21 protein-coding genes, 1 tRNA gene and 1 pseudogene are annotated in these 22,210 nt (G+C 57.1%); 9 read left to right on the plus strand and 14 right to left on the minus strand.

Features of this window, described 5'->3' with window-relative positions; all coding sequences use genetic code 11:
- Positions 1 to 12 precede the first annotated feature (12 nt).
- The gene (locus APR53_02440; protein ID KQC05101.1) at positions 13 to 1,713 is read right to left on the minus strand and encodes an AMP-binding protein; all 1,701 of its coding nucleotides are present in this window, start codon (positions 1,711 to 1,713) and stop codon (positions 13 to 15) included.
- Positions 1,714 to 1,811: 98 nt separating this feature from the next.
- Here APR53_02440 and APR53_02445 point away from each other — a divergent pair.
- The 4 genes from APR53_02445 (at position 1,812) to APR53_02460 (ending at position 4,923) form a co-directional block, all read left to right on the plus strand.
- Positions 1,812 to 1,980 (plus strand) — tRNA-Trp (locus tag APR53_02445).
- 63 nt (positions 1,981 to 2,043) lie between these two features.
- The gene (locus APR53_02450; GenBank protein ID KQC05102.1) at positions 2,044 to 3,234 is read left to right on the plus strand and encodes a bifunctional formaldehyde-activating protein/3-hexulose-6-phosphate synthase; all 1,191 of its coding nucleotides are present in this window, start codon (positions 2,044 to 2,046) and stop codon (positions 3,232 to 3,234) included.
- Between the two features lie 96 nt (positions 3,235 to 3,330).
- Positions 3,331 to 4,515, plus strand: coding sequence for a cysteine desulfurase NifS (locus tag APR53_02455; protein KQC05103.1), 1,185 nt, complete (start codon positions 3,331 to 3,333; stop codon positions 4,513 to 4,515).
- A gap of 21 nt (positions 4,516 to 4,536) precedes the next feature.
- Positions 4,537 to 4,923: a Fe-S cluster assembly scaffold protein NifU gene (locus APR53_02460; protein ID KQC05104.1), complete on the plus strand. Its 387-nt coding sequence runs from the start codon at positions 4,537 to 4,539 to the stop codon at positions 4,921 to 4,923.
- An 8-nt stretch (positions 4,924 to 4,931) separates the two neighbouring features.
- On the opposite strand, the gene APR53_02465 is transcribed toward APR53_02460, so the two are convergent.
- On the minus strand, positions 4,932 to 5,603 hold the full coding sequence (locus APR53_02465; protein KQC05105.1) for a metal-dependent hydrolase: 672 nt from the start codon (positions 5,601 to 5,603) through the stop codon (positions 4,932 to 4,934).
- Positions 5,604 to 5,660: 57 nt separating this feature from the next.
- Entirely contained in the window at positions 5,661 to 6,269 is a 609-nt protein-coding gene (locus APR53_02470) for a response regulator receiver protein (protein KQC05106.1), read from the minus strand.
- 133 nt (positions 6,270 to 6,402) lie between these two features.
- Here APR53_02470 and APR53_02475 point away from each other — a divergent pair, with 133 nt between their 5' ends.
- Positions 6,403 to 8,124, plus strand: a complete 1,722-nt coding sequence (locus APR53_02475; protein KQC05107.1) for a glycine--tRNA ligase — start codon at positions 6,403 to 6,405, stop codon at positions 8,122 to 8,124.
- Positions 8,121 to 10,364: a Hef nuclease gene (locus tag APR53_02480; GenBank protein ID KQC05108.1), complete on the plus strand. Its 2,244-nt coding sequence runs from the start codon at positions 8,121 to 8,123 to the stop codon at positions 10,362 to 10,364. Before APR53_02475 ends, APR53_02480 begins: the two co-directional genes overlap by 4 nt.
- On the opposite strand, the gene APR53_02485 is transcribed toward APR53_02480, so the two are convergent.
- A complete protein-coding gene (locus tag APR53_02485) occupies positions 10,361 to 10,729 on the minus strand; it encodes a hypothetical protein (GenBank protein KQC05109.1) in 369 nt (122 codons plus the stop codon). The two genes, APR53_02480 and APR53_02485, sit on opposite strands and share 4 nt — an antisense overlap.
- Positions 10,730 to 10,800: 71 nt before the next feature.
- Here APR53_02485 and APR53_02490 point away from each other — a divergent pair, with 71 nt between their 5' ends.
- Positions 10,801 to 11,064: a hypothetical protein gene (locus APR53_02490; protein KQC05110.1), complete on the plus strand. Its 264-nt coding sequence runs from the start codon at positions 10,801 to 10,803 to the stop codon at positions 11,062 to 11,064.
- Positions 11,065 to 11,116: 52 nt separating this feature from the next.
- Here APR53_02490 and APR53_02495 read toward each other — a convergent pair whose 3' ends face one another.
- The 10 genes from APR53_02495 to APR53_02540 form a co-directional block, all read right to left on the minus strand.
- Entirely contained in the window at positions 11,117 to 11,542 is a 426-nt protein-coding gene (locus APR53_02495; protein KQC05111.1) for a secondary thiamine-phosphate synthase enzyme, read from the minus strand.
- An 83-nt stretch (positions 11,543 to 11,625) separates the two neighbouring features.
- Complete coding sequence (locus tag APR53_02500; GenBank protein KQC05112.1) at positions 11,626 to 12,366, minus strand: hypothetical protein; 741 nt, start codon at positions 12,364 to 12,366, stop codon at positions 11,626 to 11,628.
- The gene (locus tag APR53_02505) at positions 12,311 to 14,731 is read right to left on the minus strand and encodes a DNA gyrase subunit A (GenBank protein KQC05113.1); all 2,421 of its coding nucleotides are present in this window, start codon (positions 14,729 to 14,731) and stop codon (positions 12,311 to 12,313) included. Before APR53_02505 ends, APR53_02500 begins: the two co-directional genes overlap by 56 nt.
- Positions 14,721 to 16,685 carry a DNA gyrase subunit B gene (locus tag APR53_02510; GenBank protein KQC05114.1) on the minus strand — a complete coding sequence of 655 codons (1,965 nt, stop codon included), beginning with the start codon at positions 16,683 to 16,685 and terminating at the stop codon, positions 14,721 to 14,723. The genes APR53_02505 and APR53_02510 overlap by 11 nt, the downstream gene beginning before the upstream one ends.
- Positions 16,686 to 16,851: 166 nt before the next feature.
- A complete protein-coding gene (locus APR53_02515; protein KQC05120.1) occupies positions 16,852 to 17,160 on the minus strand; it encodes a hypothetical protein in 309 nt (102 codons plus the stop codon).
- Between the two features lie 48 nt (positions 17,161 to 17,208).
- On the minus strand, positions 17,209 to 18,024 hold the full coding sequence (locus APR53_02520; GenBank protein ID KQC05115.1) for a cobalt transporter: 816 nt from the start codon (positions 18,022 to 18,024) through the stop codon (positions 17,209 to 17,211).
- Complete coding sequence (locus tag APR53_02525; GenBank protein KQC05116.1) at positions 18,021 to 18,854, minus strand: ATP-binding protein; 834 nt, start codon at positions 18,852 to 18,854, stop codon at positions 18,021 to 18,023. The genes APR53_02520 and APR53_02525 overlap by 4 nt, the downstream gene beginning before the upstream one ends.
- Positions 18,855 to 18,889: 35 nt before the next feature.
- Positions 18,890 to 19,225, minus strand: a complete 336-nt coding sequence (locus APR53_02530; protein KQC05121.1) for a cobalamin biosynthesis protein CbiN — start codon at positions 19,223 to 19,225, stop codon at positions 18,890 to 18,892.
- Positions 19,222 to 19,860 carry a cobalamin biosynthesis protein CbiM gene (locus tag APR53_02535; protein ID KQC05117.1) on the minus strand — a complete coding sequence of 213 codons (639 nt, stop codon included), beginning with the start codon at positions 19,858 to 19,860 and terminating at the stop codon, positions 19,222 to 19,224. The genes APR53_02530 and APR53_02535 overlap by 4 nt, the downstream gene beginning before the upstream one ends.
- Before the next feature lie 45 nt (positions 19,861 to 19,905).
- The gene (locus tag APR53_02540) at positions 19,906 to 21,081 is read right to left on the minus strand and encodes a geranylgeranyl reductase (protein KQC05118.1); all 1,176 of its coding nucleotides are present in this window, start codon (positions 21,079 to 21,081) and stop codon (positions 19,906 to 19,908) included.
- A 93-nt stretch (positions 21,082 to 21,174) separates the two neighbouring features.
- Between APR53_02540 and APR53_02545 the strand changes: the two genes are divergently transcribed.
- Both APR53_02545 and APR53_02550 read left to right on the plus strand, forming a co-directional pair.
- The gene (locus APR53_02545) at positions 21,175 to 21,537 is read left to right on the plus strand and encodes a peptidyl-tRNA hydrolase (GenBank protein ID KQC05119.1); all 363 of its coding nucleotides are present in this window, start codon (positions 21,175 to 21,177) and stop codon (positions 21,535 to 21,537) included.
- Positions 21,534 to 22,210 (plus strand): annotated as a pseudogene (locus APR53_02550). The gene APR53_02545 and the pseudogene APR53_02550 overlap by 4 nt, the downstream one beginning before the upstream one ends.

Genomic DNA, 22,210 nt, shown 5'->3' on the forward strand with positions numbered 1-22,210 from the left:
AAAAAATTGGGTTCAGGCGGTCTCGATTTTTGATGCTTCCTCGAGGTTGAGCTCTTCGATTGCCGCTTCCCGCATCTTGAACTTCTGGATCTTGCCGGAGACGGTCATCGGGAACTCGTCGACGAACTTGAAGTAGCGGGGGATCTTATACCTCGCAATCTTCCCGGTGCACCAGTCGCGGATCTCCTGATCGGTCAGCTCCAAGCCGTCCTCGGGCTTCACCCACGCCATCAGCTCCTCGCCGTACTTCACATCGGGCACACCGAAAACATACGCATCCTGGATCTTCGGGTGCAGGTGCAGGAATTCCTCGATTTCCCGGGGGTAGATATTTTCGCCGCCGCGGATCACCATGTCTTTCAGGCGCCCGACAATGCGGACATAGCCTTCCTGATCCATCTCGCCCAGATCGCCCGTATGGTTCCACCCGTTCGCATCGATGGTTGAGTGCGTGGCGCTCGGGTTGTTGTAGTAGCACTTCATCACCACATAGCCCCGTGCGCAGATCTCGCCCGGCATCCCCCGGGGGACGATCTTCTGGGTCTGGGGATCCACGATCTTGAGCTCCACATGCGGAAACGTCCTTCCCACCGTGGAGACACGCCGCTCGATGGGGTCGGTGGTGGTGGTCATCGTGACGCCGGGCGACGTCTCGGTCTGCCCGTACACGATCACGATCTCCGACATGTTCATACGGGTGTTGACTTCCTTCATCACCTCGACGGGGCACGGCGAGCCTGCCATGATGCCGGTCCGGAGCGTATCGTATTTATACTTCGAAAAATTCGGGTGCCGGAGTTCTGCGATGAACATCGTGGGAACGCCATGGAGCGCAGTGCAGCGCTCCTCCTGCACCGTTCGCAGCACGGCTTCGGCGTCGAACGTGGGGGAGGGAAGCACCATGGTGGAGCCGTGGGTGACGCAGGCGAGGTTCGAGAGCACCATGCCGAAGCAGTGATAGAATGGCACGGGGATGCAGAGGCGATCCTTTTCTGTGAATTTCATCCCCTCGCCGATGAAAAACCCGTTATTCAGGACATTATGATGGGTCAGCACGACACCTTTCGGAAATCCCGTCGTTCCGCTCGTATACTGGATGTTGATGGGATCGTCGAATGTCAGCGACTCTTCGCGCTCCGTGAGTTCGTCCCGGCTGATATTCTGGCCCTTTTCAATCATTTCATTCCACATAAACATCCCGTTATAGGGAATGTCCCCGATGAAAACCACGTTTCTGAGAAAAGGGAATTTATCGCTGTTGATTCTGCCGGGACGGCTTTCGATCGCCTCAGGGCACGCCTCGTAAAACATCCCGACATAGTCGGATGTCTTGAAACGTCCCTGCAGAAGAATCGTGTGAATTTCGGCCTGCTTGAGGACATATTCGAGTTCGTATGTCCGGTAGGCGGGGTTCAGGTTCACCATGATCGCCCCGATCTTCGCGGTTGCAAACTGGACAATCACCCATTCCGCGTAGTTCATTGCCCAGATACCGACCCGGTTTCCCTTTTCGACGCCGAGCGCCATGAGACCGCGGGAAACCTCTTCCACTTTTACGAGAAACTCCCGGTACGTGTACCGGATATTCTGTTCCACGGAGACAATCGCTTCAGTGTCCGGATAGGAATCACAGATCTGCTTCAGCATTTCGCCGATAGTCAGGCCCTTCAGCGGTGTCGAAGAGATCCCGCTTGCATAACTTCCCGCAACCATTCGTAGTACATCTGGTTCAGGATATCTTATTGTTACTTCTTTTACTTCATAACACAATTCTTAAATTCCGTTACCGCCTTGTATCTACTGCAATCCGGGGGGTCGTGGCCTAGTCCGGCATGGCGACGGGCTCCAGCGGTCTTTGCGTATGATGAACAATGGGTCTCCTGATTCAAGGATGATGATCCGTTGGAGCACTGATGCAGATGTGCTCATTCGCATGTCGGAGAGACCCGTCGATCGTGAGTTCAAATCTCACCGACCCCACTCATTTTTCCACACCTTTAATTAAACAACTGCACCAATGAATAGTTCAACAAGGAGACGTTTATGTATCTTATCGGAGAAGCACTCGTTGGAGAGGGGGCGGAACTTGCCCACATCGACCTGCTGATAGGGGATAAAACCGGGCCTGTCGGAACGGCTTTTGCAAATTCGGCATCACATTTATCTGCAGGGCACACACCCCTGCTTGCCGTTGTGCGCCCGAACCTGCTCGCAAAACCCGCAACGCTCATCATACCAAAAGTCACCCTGAAAAAGGAAGCGCAGGTAACCGAGATGTTCGGCCCCGTACAGGCCGCGGTTGCCAAGGCGGTGGCCGATTCCCTTGAGGAGGGAATTTTCGGAGATACCGGCATCGAAGAGATCGTCATCCTCGCGAGCATCTATCTCAATCCCGAAGCACGTGATTTCAACCGTATCTACCGCTATAATTACGGGGCGATGAAACTCGCAATAAAACGCGCCTTTGAGAAGTTTCCGGGAACTGACACCCTGCTCTACGAGAAGGACAGGGCACCCCATGCGGTCATGGGATTCAAGGTCCAGCGCCTGTGGGATCCCCCCTATCTGCAGGTCGCCCTCGACCTCGTGGAGATGGGGAAGGTCAGGCAGGTGCTTGAAGAGCTGCCGAAAAACGACCACCTGATCATCGAGGCGGGAACGCCCCTCATCAAACAGTTCGGGCTCGCCATTATCGGGGAGATCAGAAACATCCGGCCCGATGCGTTCATCATCGCCGACTTAAAGACCCTTGACACCGGAAATCTCGAGGCCCGGATGGCGGCAAACGCATCCGCCGACGCGGTCGTCGTCTCGGGCCTTGCGCCCATCAGCACGCTCGAGAAAGCCATTCTCGAGGCGAAGAAGACCGGTATTTACTCTGTCATCGACATGCTGAACGTTGCCGCACCCGCAAAGGTTATTGCTGAACTCGCAAAGCGCGGAGCCTCCCCCGACGTCGTCGAGATGCACCGTCCCATCGATGCGGAAGGAACAGACTACAACTGGGGAGACATCCCCGCAATCCGGAAGGCCGCGAAAGGGAAGATACTGATCGCGACCGCAGGCGGCATCCGCCAGCCGGTCGTGAAGGAAGCACTGAAAGCTGGTGCCGATATCATCGTCGTCGGCCGTGCCATCACCGCGAGCAAGAACATCGCGAATGCTGCGGAAGGATTCCTCGAGGAACTGAACAGCGAAGAGATCGACCAGTTCCGTGTCATGACGGATTTCTGAAATCCCGGCACACCGGTATCCTCTCTTTTTTTCGCTCCCTCCGGTTGCAAAGAAGAAATGTGTAATAGGTCCGGAGAGCGAATCCCTCTGGTACGTATGAACGAAACCGATCCGACGCGGCAGTCCCGCCTGATCTATATGGACCATTCGGCGACCACACCGACCCACCCGGACGTGGTCGCGGCGATGCTCCCGTATTTTACCGAACGGTTCGGCAATCCCTCGTCGCTCTACCGGCTTGCCGGCACCTCCCGGAAGGCGCTGCAGGAGGCACGCGGGCGTGTCGCCCGGGCGCTCGGCGCATCTCCTTCAGAGGTATTTTTTACCGCAGGGGGGACCGAGTCGGACAACTGGGCCATCAAGGGCGTTGCTTTCGCAAACCGACAGCGGGGCAGGCATATCATCACCAGCGCGATCGAGCACCACGCCGTGCTCCATACCTGCCAGTACCTGGAAACACAGGGATTTACGGTCACCTATCTTCCGGTCGACCGGTACGGAACGGTCGATCCCGACACCGTCCGCGCCGCGATCACGGACGAAACAGTACTTATCTCGGTCATGACCGCGAACAACGAGGTGGGAACCTTCCAGCCGGTGGAAGAGATAGGCAGGATCGCAGCAGAAGCGGGTGTATACTTCCATACCGATGCGGTGCAGGCGATAGGCTACGTCCCGATCGATGTGGAGAAGATGCACATCGACCTTCTCTCTCTCTCGGCCCACAAATTCTCCGGCCCGAAAGGCATCGGCGCCCTCTACATCGGTGAGGGAGTGAACATCGACACGTTCATCCATGGAGGGGCACAGGAATCGGCGCGACGCGCCGGAACGGAAAACCTGCCGGCTATCGTCGGACTGGGCGCGGCAATCGAACGGGCGACCTCCGATATCACGGGGCACAGCCGGAAAATAGCCGATATGCGCGACCGGCTGCTCGCGGGAATCCTCGCGGGCATCCCCGACGCACAGGTAAACGGCCACCCCGTTCAGAGGCTTCCGAGCAACATCAATGTCTCTTTTCCGGGTATCGACGGGGAAGCGCTGCTCATGCTCCTCGATGCCGGGGGGATATGCTGCTCGACCGGGAGTGCCTGCAGTTCGGGATCAGACCTGCCGTCCCACGTGCTGATGGCCTGCGGCGTTGATCCCGCGCTTGCACGATCCTCGATCCGGTTGTCGCTCGGGGATCTGACCACCGACGGGGATATCGATTCCGTGCTCGCGGTGCTCCCTGGGGCGGTCCGGCGCCTGCGTGCCTTATCACCGGTGAAAACCTAAATTATTTCTGAGGATTGCCGGATGTACAACGATATCGTAATGGACCATTTCCAGCACCCGAGAAACGTGGGTGAGATCCCGGATGCGGACGCGGTCGTTGAAGTCGGGAGCCCCGAATGCGGGGACACGACGAAGATCTATCTCACCATCAGGGATAACCGGATAGTGGACGTGAAGTTCCAGACGCTCGGATGTGCTGCGGCCATCGCGTCAAGCAGTATGGCAACGGAAATGATCAAGGGAAAAACCCTTGAAGAAGCGTGGAAACTGACAAACAGGCAGGTATCGGATGCGCTTGGGGGCCTTCCGGAAAAAAAGCTGCACTGTTCGGTGCTCGCCGAGGGTGCGATTCGCGAGGCCATCAATCAGTACCGGAAAAAGAAGGGGCTTCTCCCCTGGACCGAATAAACGGCCGCTTATTTCTTTTTTAATTCGTCGAGATCGATGCTCTCCCCCGGCTCGAGCACACGTACCCGGATATCCGTCGTGCGTTCGAGGGCCTGCCGGAACGCCGTAGGATCCTGTGCAATCGCCGGCCAGGTATTGTAATGCATGGGAATGACAAGCGGAGCGCCGATGAAGTTCGCCGCCATCATCGCTTCCTCAGGCCCCATCGTAAAGCGTCCGCCGATGGGCAGGAGTGCCACGTCGGGGCGGTACAGGTCACGAATGAGCGTCATGTCGGAGAAAACCGCGGTATCGCCCGCGTGATAGACGGATATGCCGTCCATGCGTATGACGAAACCTGCGGCGCATCCGCCGTAGAATCCGTGCCCCGCCTCCTCAAGCCAGCCGGAGTGAAGAGCGGGTGTCATGGTAAACCGGACACCCTCGAGATCGATGCTGCCGCCCAGGTTTAATGCCACCGAATCGATGCCCCGGGAGGCAAGATATTTCGCAATCTCGTTTCCGGCGACGGTTTTTGCACGAAGTGCGACAGTATCGCCCATATGATCCGCATGCCCGTGCGTGACCGCAACAATGTCGGGTGCGAGATCACCCGTTCCGGACGGCACGTACGGATCCACCACGACACGCTTCGACCCCTCGAGAACAAAACAGGCATGTCCCAGCCATCTCAGTCTCATGTCTGATTGATACGGGAGATTTCAATAAAAAAAGTTGCATCCCGGCGCCATCAGGCATCAGGAGGCGTCGATAATTTCCGCTTCCGAAATATCGATGGCTTCGCTTAATCCGTCGTTATTCAGGCCCCGTGTCATCTGTTCGGTCAGATCCCGGTCTTCCATCACATCCCTGATGCGTTCGAGAAACGGATCGAGGGTTATGTCGCGTTCCTGATCGATCACGTGCCGGTATTCCCGGAGAGTCGACGGACTGATTCCGAGCTCGTCGCTGACCTCTTTCATGGTCTTGCCGGAATTGAGGCGCTCTTCCATCTCCTTTCGTTCAAAAGGCATCTTGAAATCAAGATCTCGAAAAAGTTTGAGGCGAACCCGGGCACGTGCAACCGTTTTGCTCAGTTTTTCATCGCCCAGCACCCTGGCAATCTCGGTATCGTTATGTCCGTCATAATATGAACACACCAGCTTGGCCAGATCACGCGGGCTTAATTTTGTTTTAAAATGTCCCTGTTCAAGAATTTCACGCATTATAAGAGCGATTTCCCGCTCGATTGCATCTTTATCGCGAAGAGTTCCATGGATCTTTTTCATCGGCTCGACAATTCGTGTCTTGCTGGTAATCGTTGTGAAGAGCTCAAGGAGCTGCTTTTTCTTATTATCATCACGCATGGCAGGACCACATTGAAATTCTGCTTTACTGTATACACAATTCTACTTAATGGTTTCTTTTATGGCGTAAAAGGAGAGCTTTAAAAAGATTTTATAATCTGCCGTCGATGTATGAAGAAGCAATGTGATCCTGATGGGCGATATATACGAATCGGTAATGGAACTTGCAAAACGACGGGGTTTTGTATGGCCGACATCAGAGTGCTACGGTGCGGTTGCCGGATTTGTCGACTACGGACCGCTCGGCGCGATGATGAAGCGGAAAGTGGAGGATCTCTGGCGGGACTTCTACGTCATCCGTGAAGGATACTATGAGATCGAATGCCCGACAGTCGGCGCGGAAGCGATTTATATCGCCTCCGGTCACGTAAAGGGCTTTGCAGACAAGATGTGCCAGTGCCCTCACTGCCGGGAATATCTCCGGGCCGACCACATCGCCGAAGCACATGGGAAAAAGGACGCGGCAGTCCTTTCCGCACCCGAACTCTCGGCGTTTTTGCGCCTCCTCCCCTGCCCCGCGTGCGAGGGGGAACTGGGCGACGTGGAAGTATTTGACTTCAACCTCATGTTCGAAACCCAGATCGGGCCGGGATCACAGCGTACGGGATATTTACGACCGGAAACGGCGCAGGGGATATTTACCGACTTCAACCGTCTGGTCCGGTTCTATCGGAACAAACTCCCGTTTGGCGCGGTGCAGATTGGAAAATCGTACAGGAACGAGATTTCACCGCGGCAGGGTATGATTCGCCTGAGGGAATTCACGCAGGCGGAGGCGGAGATCTTCGTGCATCCCGAACAGAAGGAGCATCCGAACTTCGCTCTCTATGCCGACTACGAAATGCCGCTCCTCGGGATTGTCCAGCAGCAGACGGCTGCCCCTCCACTTCGTATTTCGATGAAGAACGCCGTATCCCGCGGTCTTGTGGCAAACGAATATGTCGCGTATTATCTTGCGCTGACACATGAACTGCTCGTGCGTGCCGGGGTGCTGGAAGAGAAACTCCGCTTCCGGCAGCACCTGCCCGACGAACGGGCCCATTATGCCGAGGACTGCTGGGATGCCGAGATCTTTTCGGAGCGGTTCGGCTGGGTGGAGACGGTCGGTATCGCCGACAGGACCGATTACGACCTCCGGGCACATGCAGCCCACAGCGGCGATTCTTTTACGGTGTTCATCCCCTACGATACCGTCAGGTTCGAAAGAAAACGGCGGATCATCCCCGACATGGGAGTTCTCGGACCACGGTACCGCGGAAAGGCAAAACAGATTGCCGAAGCACTCGCGACTGCGGAGCCGGGAGAAGACGGCGTAGAGATTTTCCTTGACGGCGAACGTGTATTTATCAGCAGTGATCTCTACCGCGAAGTGGAAGAGGACGTCGAGATACGGGGCGTAGACGTTCGCCCGCATGTGATCGAACCCTCCTACGGCATCGACCGCATGATGTACGCCATTCTCGAACACCGGTACGATGAAGAGATGGTGGAAGGAGAGATCAGGAAAGTACTCCGCCTTCCTCCCCGGATCGCTCCGGTTCAAGCCGCCGTATTTCCCCTGATGAACCGGGACGGCCTTGATGAGATTGCTTTGTCCGTCACCCGATCGCTCGTTGAACGGGGAATCCTCGCGCAATATGACGATACCGGTGCAATCGGGAGACGGTACCGCAGGCAGGATGAGATCGGGACGCCTTTTGCGATAACCGTCGACTATGATACACTCGCGGACTCCACGATCACGATCCGGGACCGCGATTCCATGAACCAGGTGCGCATCAGTCTCAGCGACGTACCGGAAACGCTTCGTTTACTCATCAACGGGACGCTGCACTTTGATATGCTGAAGAAATGAAATACATCAGCCATCCCCGCATCCGATCCGGCAGCCTCGAAGAGCGTGCCTATCAGCTCGCCGTTGCAGTGCATGCACTGGACGGCAATACCATGGTCGTTTTGCCGACAGGGCTCGGAAAAACGGCAGTTGCAGCCATTACAGCTGCATCGCGGCTCCATACCACGGCGGGGCGGGTGCTCATGCTTGCACCGACGAAACCGCTCGTAGAACAGCATTACCGTTTCCTGTCCCGGACGCTCCTCGTGACCGACGGGGAAGCCGGGGAAGGGGCAGGGTGTGCGATGTTCACCGGGGAAACGCCGGTGGAGGCACGCACCGCGGCATGGAACGCCGCACGCATCATCACGGCGACACCGCAGGTAATCAAAAATGACGTCCTCGCCGGCCGCTACAACCTCGGGGACGTCAGCCTGCTGATCGTCGACGAGTGCCATAGGGCGGTCGGCAATTACGCGTACGTCTTCATCGCGCGTGAATACCGGGAGCGGGCGGCAGACCCCCTCATTCTTGCGATGACCGCGTCACCCGGAAGCAATACCGACCGGGTGCAGGAGGTCTGCGAGCACCTCGGCATTTCCATTGTCGAGACGCGGACGGAGGAGGACGCGGATGTCCGCCCGTACATCCACGAGCGCGAGGTGCAGTATATTCAGGTGGATCTTCCCGCTCCCCTTTCCCATGCAGTGAACACCCTCAACGATCTCATCGGGTCCCGCCTCGACTGGCTTTCAGGCCAGGGATTCACCGTGCCGCGGAAAAACCAGGTCTCGATGAAGGCGCTTAACGCACTCAACGCCTCCATCCAGCGGAGAATTACAAAGCGGGACCCGACCGCTTTTCAGGCGGCATCCGTGTATGCCGAATGCATGAAACTCCGCCATGCCATCGCGCTCGCAGAGACACAGGGAAGCGTTGCGATCCGGCAGTACATGGAAAAGCTCACCCGTGAGGGGCATGATCCCGCGGGTTCGAAGGCAAGCAGGCGTCTCGCGTCGGATCCCGCATTCATCGGTCTCCGTGACACAACCGGATCGTGGGACACCGAACTTCTCCCGAAACCCGGGATCGTCGCAAACCTTGTATCCATCCAGCTTTCAGAATTTCCGGAGAGCAGAGTCATCGTTTTTGCCAGTTACCGCGACACTGTCAGCCTGCTTGTCGATCACCTGAACGAACGGGGCATACCGTCCCGCCGGTTCGTCGGACAGTCTGCCCGGGACTCCGAAAAGGGGCTTTCCCAGAAGAAACAGCTCCAGACACTCAGCGATTTTCGGCAGGGTGAATTCCCGGTGCTCGTGGCGACATCCGTCGGCGAAGAGGGACTCGACGTGCCCTCGACCGATCTCGTAATCTTCTACGAGGCGGTCCCCTCCGAGATCAGGAGCATCCAGAGAAAAGGCCGTACGGGCCGCCACGGAAGCGGAAGAATTATCGTCCTCGTTACCCGCGGAACATCGGACGAAGTATTCCGGTATGTAAGCCAGAACCGCGAGCGCGAGATGCAATCCGGCATCCGGACCCTGAGCAGGCAGCACGCACCTGACCATGCGCCCCTCCAGACATCCATCGGATCGTTCGTCCCGGCGGCAGGCCCCCGCATCATCGCCGATGATCGGGAGACAGCATCGAGAGTCGTCGAACGCCTCCACGCCCTCGGTGCGAATCTCGACATCCGAAGAATGGAATCCGGCGATTACGCGATCGGGGAGAGGATCCTCGTTGAGCGAAAGACGACCCGCGACTTCGTCGATACACTCGTAGAGCGCGATCTTCTCGGCCAGATCCGCACCATGGCACACGCCGTTTCCCGTCCGGTGCTCATCGTCGAGGGTGACGACGTCTTCAGCGAACGTAATATTCTTCCCAATGCGATACGGGGAGCGCTTGCCGCCATTGCCGTCGATATGGGAGTCAGTATCTTTTATACCCGGTCGCCGGAGGAAACCGCCGAGGTGATATATGTCCTCGCGAAGAGGGAGGGATCCGAACCGGGTGAACGACAGGCCCATCCCCGAAAGGCATACCGCTCATATGACGATCAGATGGAGTATATTCTCACGGCATTCCCGGGAATCGGCCCGAAACAGGCACAAAAACTTCTTGCACATTTCGGCAGCCTCAAAAACGTCGTCACTGCGGACGAAGGCGATCTTGCTACGGTGCCGGGCGTGGGTGTGAAGACCGCACGGACGATCGCAGACCTTGCGGGCAGGCGGTACACGGAGAAAAAAGACTAGAGGTATGTGCGCGCCTCGATGCCCATCCGGATGCATTCCATCAGTGTCAGGCAGTCTTCCGGGCGCTTCTCATCCCTTATACGCTCGCAGAGTGCCACCAGTGTCTCCTCCAGAATCCCGTCGAGACGTTCTCCGCTGGCTATTCGTGTCCCTGTATGGCTGTGCACCCCGGGTGCGGGGGAGACAGCCGCAGCGTCCTGTGCTGCCGTCTGAGTCCCGCTTTCCCGACCGTGCTCGCGGCAGACAACGCAGACCGTCTCCCCTTTGACTTCGAAGAGGGGCGAACCGCACACGGGGCACGTCGTGGAGAGCATCTTTCCCCCTTTTAAAAGATATTCCGCCATTATCTCATCATCTTTTTTCATCCGGAAATCTCCGTTCTTTCTTAACTATCATATACAGCCTCCATCTAAATAATAATAAGAGGGTTGATCTCATGGCTAATCCAGAACAGACAATAAACGGATGCATCCAGATGCTCCAGCAAATTATAGAAGATAGTACTATTCCCCGCAATATCCGTCGGGTTGCAGACGAAACCCGCGGCATTCTCATGAATACATCGACAGGTATCGGGCTGCGTGCCGCCACAGCCATCTCGAAAATCGATGAAATCAGCAATGATCCGAATATGCCGGTCCACGCACGCACCCGGATATGGGAACTGGTATCGCAGCTTGAAACTGTTCCACTCGATTAAAAATACTGTTTTTTATCCGCTCGCCTGACGCGGGACTGCACTCGTGGATCACTCAGAATGCATGTGCCGCCTGTATCGTGATTACCACGGAGCGGCGGCGGGTCTCCCGGACGTCAAGCTCAAGAAGGACGATCTGCTGCCATGTCCCGCACGCAGGCACTCCGCCTGCAACGGGCACGGAGAGTGACGGGCCGACAAGCGCCGCCTTCACGTGTGACCGGCCGTTACCGTCTCCCCACGCACGGTCATGGGCATAGGCGGCATCATCCGGTGCAAGCACCGCCAGGGACCGCCTGAGATCGGAAAGGACCCCCGGTTCGTACTCTATCGTCGTGACTGCCGCCGTCGATCCCACGACAAAAATCGTAACGATCCCGGAATCCACATTACTTTTTCGCACAAAATCCTCAACCGCCGGGGTCAGGTTGATGATATCCCCCTCACCATGCGTATCGATCGTCACCGTCGTCTGAAACATGCCACATCCCCCCTGTGTGCAGTACCTACAGGCCATCCGCTCTCCTGCATGAAGAAACCACAGGTAAAAATGCGCGAAAAAAATTATTTGGGGAAGCGGTATATGGCGGATCCGCTGATCGTATTGCCGTTGGGGAGCGTCATTTCAAGGGTAATCTTCCCGACGCCACGGTCCAGTGCGGAATATGTGATGTCCCGGAAAGGCATGTAGATGCCGGAGAGCGGATATGCAGGGTCCCCGTCCGCTGATGCGGTAATTCTGGTGTACCCCTTGAAGATCACGCGGGGATTGCTGATGGTGTTTTTGTTGATGTCGGTCTCCGGCGTATAGGCGTAGACCGTTACGGGACGGTTTGCCCCGGCAAATGTCACCAGCCGCCCGGCTGCATCGAAGAATCGGTAGTGAATGACATAGCCGTTGTTGCCGGGCGTTGCATCCCAGTCAGCCACATCGGCAGTGACTTCCATGGTGGCGATTGAGTTCACCAGCTCGGTGGTCGTCATCGCCTGTGCCGACGGTGCATCCTGCTGATTTCCGGAGCCGGCTTCAACCCCGGGAGTCGGTGTCGGCGTAACGGTTCCGGAAAGGCCGTTGAGACCGTTCGTCCCGGCGGCCGGGGGCATAAGGATCACCGCCACAACGGCGGCGAGGAGAATGACAAGCACGGCGAGGAGCGCGATTATTATCTTTTGATTGTCCATGAACAGGCTATAGGGAAGAGAAAATATAAAAGGGTGTATCCCCGCCGGGAGATGCAGGCGGGGATTTTCAGTCTTCCAGATCTTTCTGAAGCACGGCGAAATCCACCACACGGTCGCCCGCATCCATCTTCATGATCCTAACGCCGCGTGTATTTCGCTTCTGGATCGAGATTTCGGATACCGGTGTGCGCATGACGATGCCGGACGTGCTCATGAGGATGATATCATCATCGTTTGATACGGCGCGTGATGCGACAACTCCTCCGCTCTGGTCGGTCTGGATGTTCCGCACCCCCATCGTACCCCGCCCGTGACCACGGAATTCATCGAATTCGGTTCGCTTCCCAAACCCTCTCTCCGTGATGGTCAGGAGGTGATCATGCTCCACCACGGTGACGCACTGAAGTACGTCCTCAAACCGCAGTTTGATCCCCCGGACTCCCATTGCGTTCCTGTGAAGTGTACGGACTTCATCTTCCCTGAACCGGAGGCTCTGCCCGTGCCGGGTCGTCAGGATCAGTTCGCTCGTGCCGTCCGTGCTCTTCACGTCCACCAGTTCGTCACCTTCCCGCAGCGTGATCGCATTGATCCCGGTCTGCCGGGGACGCGAGAATTCCGCCTGCGTAATCTTGGCCACCGTACCATATCTCGTTGCGAACAGGAAATAGTGATCTTCGGAAAATTCCCTGACAGGAATAATCGTCGTTACCCGTTCATCCTGCAGGTTAAGAAGATTGACGATAGCCTTCCCCTTTCCTGTCCGTACCGCTTCGGGTATATCATAGACCTTCAGCCAGTACACACGCCCCTGGGATGTAAAGCAGAGAAGGTAGTCGTGGGTATTTGCCGTAAAGACATTCTCCACGTAATCCTCTTCCTTGGTGGCCATGCCGATAATGCCGCGCCCGCCGCGGTGCTGACCGCGGTACGTCTCCAGCGGCATGCGCTTGATGTAATTATGCGCGGTCAGGGAGACGAGAACGGGTTTGTCCTCAATGAGATCTTCTCTGTCGATCGCATCGAATTCGGTGGCGATACGGGTCCTGCGGGCATCGCCGAACCGTTCGCCGATGGCGACAATTTCCTTCCTGATTTCATTTTTAATCCGGTCCTCCCCGGAAAGAATCTCTTTTAGCCGTGCGATCTCCTTCTCCAGAGCGTCCCGCTCATCAAGAATTTTCCGGTGCTCAAGGGCCGCGAGGCGGCGGAGCTGCATCTTGAGAATGGCATCGGCCTGCACCGTATCGAGGCCGAAGGTTGTTATCAGCTTGTCCTGCGCCTCGTCCGTCGTGGAGGATGCGCGGATCGCGGCAATGACTTCATCAATCCGGGAGAGGGCGAGGAGCAGCCCCAGCAGGATGTGAATCCGGCTCTCCGCCTTCCGGAGATCGAACTCCGTCCGCCTCCTGACGACAACGATCCGGTGATCGAGGAATTTCGCGATCATCTCCCGCAGCCCGAGTACACGGGGCTGCTGGTCGACGATCGAGAGATTGATGACACCGAATGTGGTTTCAAGCGGAGTGTGCTTGTAAAGCTGGTTCAGGATGACGAGGGGCATCACGCCCTTCTTCAACTCGATGACCACCCGGATGCCCTCCTTGTCGGATTCGTCGCGGATATCGGAGATCCCCTCAATCTTCTTCTCCCTGACAAGGTTCGCCATCAGTTCGATGAGGCGCGCTTTGTTCACCTGGAAGGGCAGCTCGGAGATGATGATGGCGGTCTTCTTCGCGCCTTCCTCGATCTCGGCGACACCGCGGATGCGAATGCGCCCCTGCCCCGTTGTGTAGGCACTCCGAATCCCGTCCGTGCCGAGGATGATGCCGCCGGTCGGGAAATCAGGGCCCGGAACAAACTCCATCAGGTCGAGCGACGTGACGTCCGGGTTATCGATAGTGGCGCAGACGGCTCCCGCAATCTCCCTGAGATTGTGCGGCGGCATATTCGTGGCCATCCCGACTGCAATGCCGCTGGAACCGTTGATGAGGAGATTCGGCACTTTCGCGGGAAGTACAAGCGGTTCCTCGAGGGATTCATCGAAATTCGGCCCGAATGGAACGGTATCCTTATCGATATCCTCCAGGAGCAGTTCGGCGATGGGATCGAGCCGGGCTTCCGTATAACGCATCGCTGCGGGGGCATCTCCGTCAATCGAACCGAAGTTCCCCTGCCCGGTGACAAGCATGTAACGGTACGAGAAGGGCTGTGCCATCTTGACAAGGGTATCGTAGATGGATGCATCGCCGTGCGGGTGATATTTACCCATGACGTCTCCGACAACACGGGCGCTCTTTTTAAACGGCTTGTCGCTCGTGTTCCCCATCTCGCCCATGGCGAAGAGGGTGCGGCGATGAACGGGTTTTAATCCGTCACGCACGTCCGGAATGGCACGCCCGATGATTACCGACATTGCATAATTGATATAGGAGGATTTCATCTCCTCCTCGATATTGATCGGAATGACCCGGGACTCCTCAGATGTCAAGGTTCGTCACCTCCTTTGCATGACGCCGGATGAAATCCTTCCGTGCCTGAACATCCTCTCCCATCAGTTTCTCGAAGATCTCGTTCGCATAGCTGGCATCCTCGATATTCACCTGCTTGAACACGCGGGACTCAGGGCTCATCGTCGTCTCCCAGAGCTGGGAGGCATTCATCTCGCCGAGACCCTTATATCGTTGAATATGAACGCCTTTTTCACCGAATTCCGCCATTATCGACTTCATTTCATCTTCGTCGTATGCATAGCGCTCCGCCTTTCCCTTTGAAATCCGGTAGAGGGGAGGCTGTGCGATGTAGACATAGCCGCGCTCGATCAGGTCGGGCATATACCGGAAGAAGAAGGTAAGCAGCAGGGTGCGGATATGCGCCCCGTCCACATCGGCATCCGTCATCAGGACAATGCGGTGATACCGTGCACGCTCGCCATCGAAGTCCTCCCCCACGCCCGATCCGATCGCCGATATCAGGGCCTGTATTTCGTTGTTTTTCAGAATTTTATGGGGATTGGCCTTCTCGACGTTCAGGATCTTCCCGCGAAGCGGCAGAATCGCCTGAAAAAGACGCGAACGCCCCTGTTTTGCGGAACCACCTGCAGAATCTCCTTCCACGATATAGAGTTCGCTCTTCGCGGGATCGCGCTCCGAACAATCGGCAAGTTTCCCGGGGAGACCCGAGCTTTCGAGAGTGCTTTTCCTGCGTGCAAGCTCCCTCGCCTTTCGCGCCGCTTCGCGGGCACGTGCCGCCATGAGAGCCTTTTCGACAATCGTCGCGATGACACGGGGGTTTTCCTCAAAATATTCGAGAAGGGACTGGTATACGAGAGAATCGACGATACCGCGGACATTGCTGTTTCCGAGCCGCATCTTTGTCTGGCCTTCGAACTGCGGGTTCGCGATCTTGATGCTGATGACCGCGTTGAGGCCTTCCCTGACATCATCTCCCCGGAGTCCCTCCGCCGAGCCCTTGAAAAGATTGTTCTTCCGGGCGGAGGTATTGATGGTGCGGGTGAGGGCGCTCCTGAACCCTTCCAGATGGGTTCCTCCTTCGCGCGTATTGACGCTGTTGACGAACGTGAGCATCGTCTCCGAAAAGCTGCGGGTATACTGGAGGCCGACTTCGACTTCGACCTTATTCTCGGTGTCCTCGCTTTTCAGATAGATCACATCGGGGTGCAGCACCTCCTTGCCGGTCGTCAGATACGAGACGTACTCCCGGATGCCCCCCTCGTAGCAGTAGGTCGAGGAGTCCCCGGTACGTTCATCGGAAATGATGATGGTAACACCGGAATTCAGGAACGCCAGTTCCCGCATCCGGTGATCAAGAATGTCGAAGTCAAAATCGACCATATCGAATATTGCGGGATCGGGCATGAAGGTGACCCGTGTCCCGGTCATCTGCTCTTCCGGAATTCCCTGCCGCTTCCCGTACCATTCCCGGATCCGCGCATCATGCTCCGCATTCGTTTCTTTCTTTGAAGAAAGCGGCGAGACGACCGCACCCCGTTCGAAGCCCATCGAATAGACCTTCCCGTCGCGGTACACTTCGGCTGTGAGCCAGCTCGCGAGAGCATTCACGACCGAGACGCCGACTCCGTGCAGGCCACCCGAGACCTGGTAGGTATTCTTGTCGAATTTACCGCCGGCATGCAGCACCGTGAGAACGACTTCGAGGGCGCTTTTCCCGTACTGCGGCATGATGTCGACGGGAATGCCGCGTCCGTCGTCCTCGACGGTACAGGATCCGTCCGCATTGATGGTGATGCGTATCCGGTCGCAGAATCCTGCAAGCGCTTCGTCGATGGCGTTGTCGACCACTTCGTAGACAAGGTGATGGAGGCCACGGGTATCCGTGCTGCCGATATACATGGCAGGCCGTTCGCGCACCGGTGAAAGGCCCTCAAGCACGGTTATGTGGGACGCATCATACGTATTACTCACAGGAGACGCCCCCCATGGCATCCGCAGTGCAGCCCCCACCCGGTAGAATCGCGGGATACACGGGGGAGTACGGTGCTAAAAATAAAGAAAAGTACCCGTTGAAAATCACACTATAATATACGTTCTCTATCCTCTTAAAATGTGCATTATTACCGCGTTTGCCGCATCAGTCATAAATGCCTATCCGGGGATCCTCAATCCCGAGTTCCCGGTCGATTGCAACGACAAGGCGGTAGAGGAGCCGGATCACCTCCTCAGCATCCTCGCGATCCATCGTCCCCGGCTGATGCCAGAGAACACGCTTCCTGAACGCCGTGGTGAGGTCCTCGACCGGCGTTCCCCGGAACCGGTCGGGAAGCCTCATCTCCGTGAGATGGTCCGCAACCCCGCCCCATGCCTCGTCGGGCGGGAGGCCGAAATGCTTGGCAACAAGAACGAGATTCGTAATATAACCGCGACCGAACTGGCTTTCCATGAGTGAAGAATGAATACCCGATATGAAAAACATGTCGGATACTGTCGTCTACAGCAGTACAAAGCCGCCGATGGCTGTTCCCGTAAAATATGCAATCGTTCCCCCGAGCAGGAGCCACTCCCCCATTCTCAGCGGCTTTTTCGTGATGAACAGGTGCGAACCCCTGCCATACCCCCGGCAGAGCATGCTCGTGTAGGTTCGCTCTCCCTGCTCGAACGACCGGATAAAGACGGTGCCGATCGTGTAGCTGAGCTCTCGAAGCCGGTACCGGTAGGGGAGAGAGGAATCAAATGCATCGAAACACCGCGTATCGAGCGCATTTTTTATGCGGCGGTACATGCCCGCAAAGACGAAAAGATAGCGGATCATCATGCCGAGCACGAGGGTGAATTCCGCGGGCATTCCCAGCCTTCCGGCACCCTCCAGCAGGTCCTGCATCTTCGTCGTCGACGAAAGCAGAATGACAAACGAGACGCAGACAAGAAATTTCACCCCCAGAATCGCTGCGAACTCGACAGATTCCGCAAAAATCCGCACTCCGAGGGGCAGTTCGACAATCGGGTGAAACACCGCATAGTAGGGATTTTCGAAAAAGATCTGAAACAGAATGATAAAAATGCCGAACGGCAGGATCAGGAGAAGGCGCATGAAGTAAATCCTGGGCGGCACCCCTGCAGCGGCCCAGAGTCCCGCACAGTACAGGAAGAATATGCCGCCGACGACGTACACCCCGGCCGAGTACGGGAAGGCAACGATTGCCAGAATCGCCGCTACCGTTATGATCACCTTCACGCGTGCATCAAGTCTGTGGACCGGGCTGTCGCGGTAGGCGATGCGCTCGATGTCAAAGAGCTCCTCGATCATGGCTTCTCCTGAAAGGCAGCGAGAAACGCCCGTTCCGCCTCATCATAGGTGAACCCGAGAGGAATGTCAATCCCGTGAGCCCGGAGCGACCGGATAAGCCGCGGAAGCGCAGGAACTTCCAGCCGTGAGCGCCGGAGGAGGTCGTCCTGCATGAAGATCTCGTTCACCGTCCCCTTCCCGACAATCGAACCCCCGTCCATGACATAGATGAAGTCCGCCATCTCGGGAACGATGTCGAGATGGTGCGTGGAGAGAAGAACGGTGATGCCGTACTTTTCGGGGAGGGTATTGACAAACGAGATCAGATCGGAAACGCCCTGTGGATCAAGCCCGGCCGTCGGTTCGTCCATAACCATGACCTGCGGCTCCATGGCAATGACACCGGCGATTGCCACACGCTTCTTCTCCCCTCCGCTGAGGTGGTGCGGCACCCGTTCCCTGAGATCCTCGAGCCCGACAAGGCGGAGCGCCTCATCGACGCGATGGGCGACAGTATCCTCGTCAAGTCCGAGGTTTGTGGGCCCGAACGCGACATCCTGCTCCACAGTCGGCGAGAATATCTGGTCGTCGGGATTCTGGAAAACGATACCGACGAATTTCCTGACTTCCCGGATATTCTTCCGTGTTATAGGTTCCCCCCGGATGAGCACCTCGCCGGCGGTCGGTTTCAGAATGCCGTTGAAGTGCTTAAAAAGGGTGCTTTTACCCGCACCGTTCGCTCCGATGACGGCAATCCTCGATTTACGCCCGGCAATAAAATTGACATCACGAAGCGCCGCGATATCATTCCGGTAAGAATAGCAGAGATCCCGTGCTTCGATGAGATGCATGTGTACCTGGACTGGTGTCAAAAAAAGATATCAAATTAGTGTTTTGTCGTGGCAACCGCCTTGCCTACACCGAATACCAGCAGAAGGGCGACCAGTGTGCCGACAAGAACGGCGACGACCTCACCGGGTTTCCCGAATGCGTCACCAAGGCCGTAGTCGGGCATCGGCGCCTCGTACTCGAAGGTGCCCTCTCCGATGGCTTCGGCATCGCCATCCTCCGGCGAGGGGCCGGTAATCGACTTCTCGTTCTGCACATAGAGAGCCGTGCTCTCAAGGCCGTCCGGATCACCCGATGCGAGGAATACCGCAGCAATACCGATAAGCAGCGCAAGTGCGATACCGGCGACAAGAAACTGTTTCATTTCCATCAGGCAGCCACCTCCGCCCTTTTTTCCATAATATCGGGGCGTGCGTTCGCTATCAGGTAAATGGCTCCCGCCGTAATCACACCCTCGATTATTCCGATCGCGGCATGGTACAGGCCCATTGCCATTAGCCCGGGGACAAGCGGAAACGTACCTGCTATCGCCATCTCGAGCGCCGCGGCCAGAGCGGGAATAACGCAGGCTAACCACGCGGCAAAACCGGCTGCAGCATACGTGTTCCCGGAAATTCCTTTCAGTGCACCATACAAATAATAGCCTACGAAACCTCCGATAACGCCCATGTTGATGATATTCACACCCATTGTCGTCAGGCCGCCGTCACCGAATATGATGCCCTGAATCAGGAGCACCAGTGTCAGGATGAACACCGCCGCAAAGGGGGATCCCAGCACGATGGCCGCGAGTGCTCCGCCGACCAGATGGCCGCTCGTCCCCATCCCGACCGGGAGGTTGAATGCCTGAATGGCAAATATCCCCGCCGCAAGCACCGCAACAAGAGGCACTTTTTCGTCATCAAGTTCACTCCTCGCCCATTTCAGGGCAAGCGCTACGAATACGAGCGCAATAATCCAGTACACAATACTCTGCCCGAGAGGGACAAAGGCATCAGGTATATGCATCAGTTCACCTATGGAGTAGTAACACGCATCTAAATAAATGTATTACTATTTGTTGAGAAAATCCGCATCTTTGTTAACAGTGAGAAATTTTCCAAGTTCTGTCGTAACGAGTGAGCCGCATGCCCGGATAACCGCGGGTTTGAGCAGCAGGCGGCGGACGAGGATGCTCGGACGGTCCATATCTCCCTGTGACACGATCAGCCGGGTCACAGACGGATCATTCAGTGCCCGGCAGAGTTTCTGCATCTGTGCGGGCCCGATTCTCTGCCGCGCCTGCCACAGACGGTACCCGAGGGCAATTTCCTGTCCGAAATCCGCTTTCCACCTCCGCTCATAGTCCCTGAGCGCGGACTCCCCGAACGAGTTCCCGTTACAGCACTCCACCGCCACATCCGCTGCATGGCGGGCCGATCGGACGCCGGTATAGATGCCGCCTCCGGATGTCGGTTTTGCGAATCCCGCCGCATCGCCGACAAAGAGCACGCGCGGTCCGTATGTCCGGGGCATGGCACCAAGAGGGATGGCACCGGTAACGAGGTGTATGCGGCGGGGATCGAATGCCTTTATGAAAGCATCAAAACGTTCCCTGACGTTTTCCAGCCCGCAGAGGCCCACACGCGCACGGCCCGGTCCCGACGGGATCACCCACCCGAAAAAATCCGGGGAGGCGTCGGGATACAGTTCGACGCGCGAATCATCCATAATGTGAGGAATCTCTGCCTGAATCCCCGCGAGAAGGACGGGGGGGCGCTGCATCCCGAGCATCCGCGCAACGGGGCTCCGCGGGCCGTCGGCGGCGATCACCATCCGGAAGGGGATTCTCTCGTGACCGTCCACCCCGCATACCTGCAGTTCACGGTCCTTCATCCCGTATGCATAGGTTTTCAGCTTCAGGTCCGCTCCGGCGTCCGCTGCCCGGCGTGCCATTTCCGCGTCGAGAGCGGTACGATCCACCACCACCGCTTTCGTCTCTCCCGCGTCAAACGCGATACGGCACCCCGATCCCGTGATCACCGTGGCGCCGCTGACCTCATGCATGACGGACCTCCGCGAAACTCCGCACCCGGCAAACGCCTGCAGAGAGAGAAGCCCCGCACACTGGACGGGGTGTCCGACGGTCGCATGCTCCTCGATGCAGAGGGTCTTCAGGCCTGCCGCGGCACAGTATCCCGCCGCGGCACTCCCGCACGGCCCCGCGCCCACGACCACGACATCATACATTACCGGAATATGTGGATGCAGCCGCATAAATAGGTCTGCGGCATTCTCTGACGGGCGTATCTATTTGAAGCCGGCGACTGCAGTAGTACAGCAATGAGAGCGGAACCCACATTCGCCTGGAAGCAGTGCCTCATCATCCGCAATGATATCAAAATGAGTTGCGGGAAGAAATGTGCCCAGCTTGCACACGCCGCCGTTTCCGCCTTTGACCGGTGCGATAAAGAGAGCCGCAGGAACTGGCTTTCCGAGGGGCAGAAAAAAGTGGTGCTGAAGGCGAACAGCGAACGCACCCTGTATGAACTCAAGACTATCGCCGAACGTGCGGGCATCTCCGCTGCGCTTATCACGGATGCGGGGCTCACGGAAATTCCGCCCGGAACGATCACCGCACTCGGCCTCGGCCCGGCAAAAAGCGAAGAAATGGACCGGCTAACCGGTGATCTTCCCCTCTTATGATGCAGAGTCCCCACCCCCTCGAACGCATGCTCGGCATGAACTGGTACGCGGGAGACACGCCCGGCATCAGGGGGATCCTAAAACAGGTGCCCGAAGACTTCATCGTCGAGGAGATCCCGCTGCCGTTTTCGGAGGAGGGGCCCTTTCTCCTCTGCAGGCTGTGGAAACGCAACTGGGAAACACAGCGTGCCGTGCGGGAGATAGCAAAAAGGCTCCGGATAAGCCACAAGCGAATTTCGTGGGCGGGCACGAAGGACAAGCGGGCGGTCACCATCCAGTACATCTCCATCCCCGATCTGCCGCCGGAGGAGATCGAAGCGATGTCACTGAAAGATATTTCACTCGAGATCGTGGGACGAACCCAGAAACCGCTTTCACTCGGGAGTCTTTCGGGGAACCGGTTTCGCCTCGCTATACGGGCCTGCGATACCGAGGAACTCGAAAACCGGGTCCGGGCTGGTGTTGCGACGGCTGCAGAGGGCGTACCGAACTATTTCGGGATCCAGCGGTTCGGCGTCATTCGTCCCGTCACCCATCTCGTCGGCAAACATATCCTCCGGGGGGATTTCGAAGAGGCGGTACGGGTCTACATAGGGATGGCATACCCGGACGAACCCGAACCAACCAGGAGCGCACGTGCGGCATACTACGACGATCGGAATGCTGCCGACGC

The sequence above is a fragment of the Methanoculleus sp. SDB genome (assembly GCA_001412355.1).
GTDB lineage: Archaea > Halobacteriota > Methanomicrobia > Methanomicrobiales > Methanomicrobiaceae > LKUD01.

What these genes read in the sequence shown, in the direction of transcription:
- APR53_02440 (KQC05101.1), bottom strand. Translation starts at nt 1,713, where the DNA reads ATGGTTGCGGGAAGTTATGCAAGCGGGATCTCTTCGACACCGCTGAAG.
- APR53_02450 (KQC05102.1), top strand. Translation starts at nt 2,044, where the DNA reads ATGTATCTTATCGGAGAAGCACTCGTTGGAGAGGGGGCGGAACTTGCC.
- APR53_02455 (KQC05103.1), top strand. Translation starts at nt 3,331, where the DNA reads ATGAACGAAACCGATCCGACGCGGCAGTCCCGCCTGATCTATATGGAC.
- APR53_02460 (KQC05104.1), top strand. Translation starts at nt 4,537, where the DNA reads ATGTACAACGATATCGTAATGGACCATTTCCAGCACCCGAGAAACGTG.
- APR53_02465 (KQC05105.1), bottom strand. Translation starts at nt 5,603, where the DNA reads ATGAGACTGAGATGGCTGGGACATGCCTGTTTTGTTCTCGAGGGGTCG.
- APR53_02470 (KQC05106.1), bottom strand. Translation starts at nt 6,269, where the DNA reads ATGCGTGATGATAATAAGAAAAAGCAGCTCCTTGAGCTCTTCACAACG.
- APR53_02475 (KQC05107.1), top strand. Translation starts at nt 6,403, where the DNA reads ATGGGCGATATATACGAATCGGTAATGGAACTTGCAAAACGACGGGGT.
- APR53_02480 (KQC05108.1), top strand. Translation starts at nt 8,121, where the DNA reads ATGAAATACATCAGCCATCCCCGCATCCGATCCGGCAGCCTCGAAGAG.
- APR53_02485 (KQC05109.1), bottom strand. Translation starts at nt 10,729, where the DNA reads ATGAAAAAAGATGATGAGATAATGGCGGAATATCTTTTAAAAGGGGGA.
- APR53_02490 (KQC05110.1), top strand. Translation starts at nt 10,801, where the DNA reads ATGGCTAATCCAGAACAGACAATAAACGGATGCATCCAGATGCTCCAG.
- APR53_02495 (KQC05111.1), bottom strand. Translation starts at nt 11,542, where the DNA reads ATGTTTCAGACGACGGTGACGATCGATACGCATGGTGAGGGGGATATC.
- APR53_02500 (KQC05112.1), bottom strand. Translation starts at nt 12,366, where the DNA reads ATGCGGGCGACCGTGTGGTGGATTTCGCCGTGCTTCAGAAAGATCTGG.
- APR53_02515 (KQC05120.1), bottom strand. Translation starts at nt 17,160, where the DNA reads ATGGAAAGCCAGTTCGGTCGCGGTTATATTACGAATCTCGTTCTTGTT.
- APR53_02520 (KQC05115.1), bottom strand. Translation starts at nt 18,024, where the DNA reads ATGATCGAGGAGCTCTTTGACATCGAGCGCATCGCCTACCGCGACAGC.
- APR53_02525 (KQC05116.1), bottom strand. Translation starts at nt 18,854, where the DNA reads ATGCATCTCATCGAAGCACGGGATCTCTGCTATTCTTACCGGAATGAT.
- APR53_02535 (KQC05117.1), bottom strand. Translation starts at nt 19,860, where the DNA reads ATGCATATACCTGATGCCTTTGTCCCTCTCGGGCAGAGTATTGTGTAC.
- APR53_02540 (KQC05118.1), bottom strand. Translation starts at nt 21,081, where the DNA reads ATGTATGATGTCGTGGTCGTGGGCGCGGGGCCGTGCGGGAGTGCCGCG.
- APR53_02545 (KQC05119.1), top strand. Translation starts at nt 21,175, where the DNA reads ATGAGAGCGGAACCCACATTCGCCTGGAAGCAGTGCCTCATCATCCGC.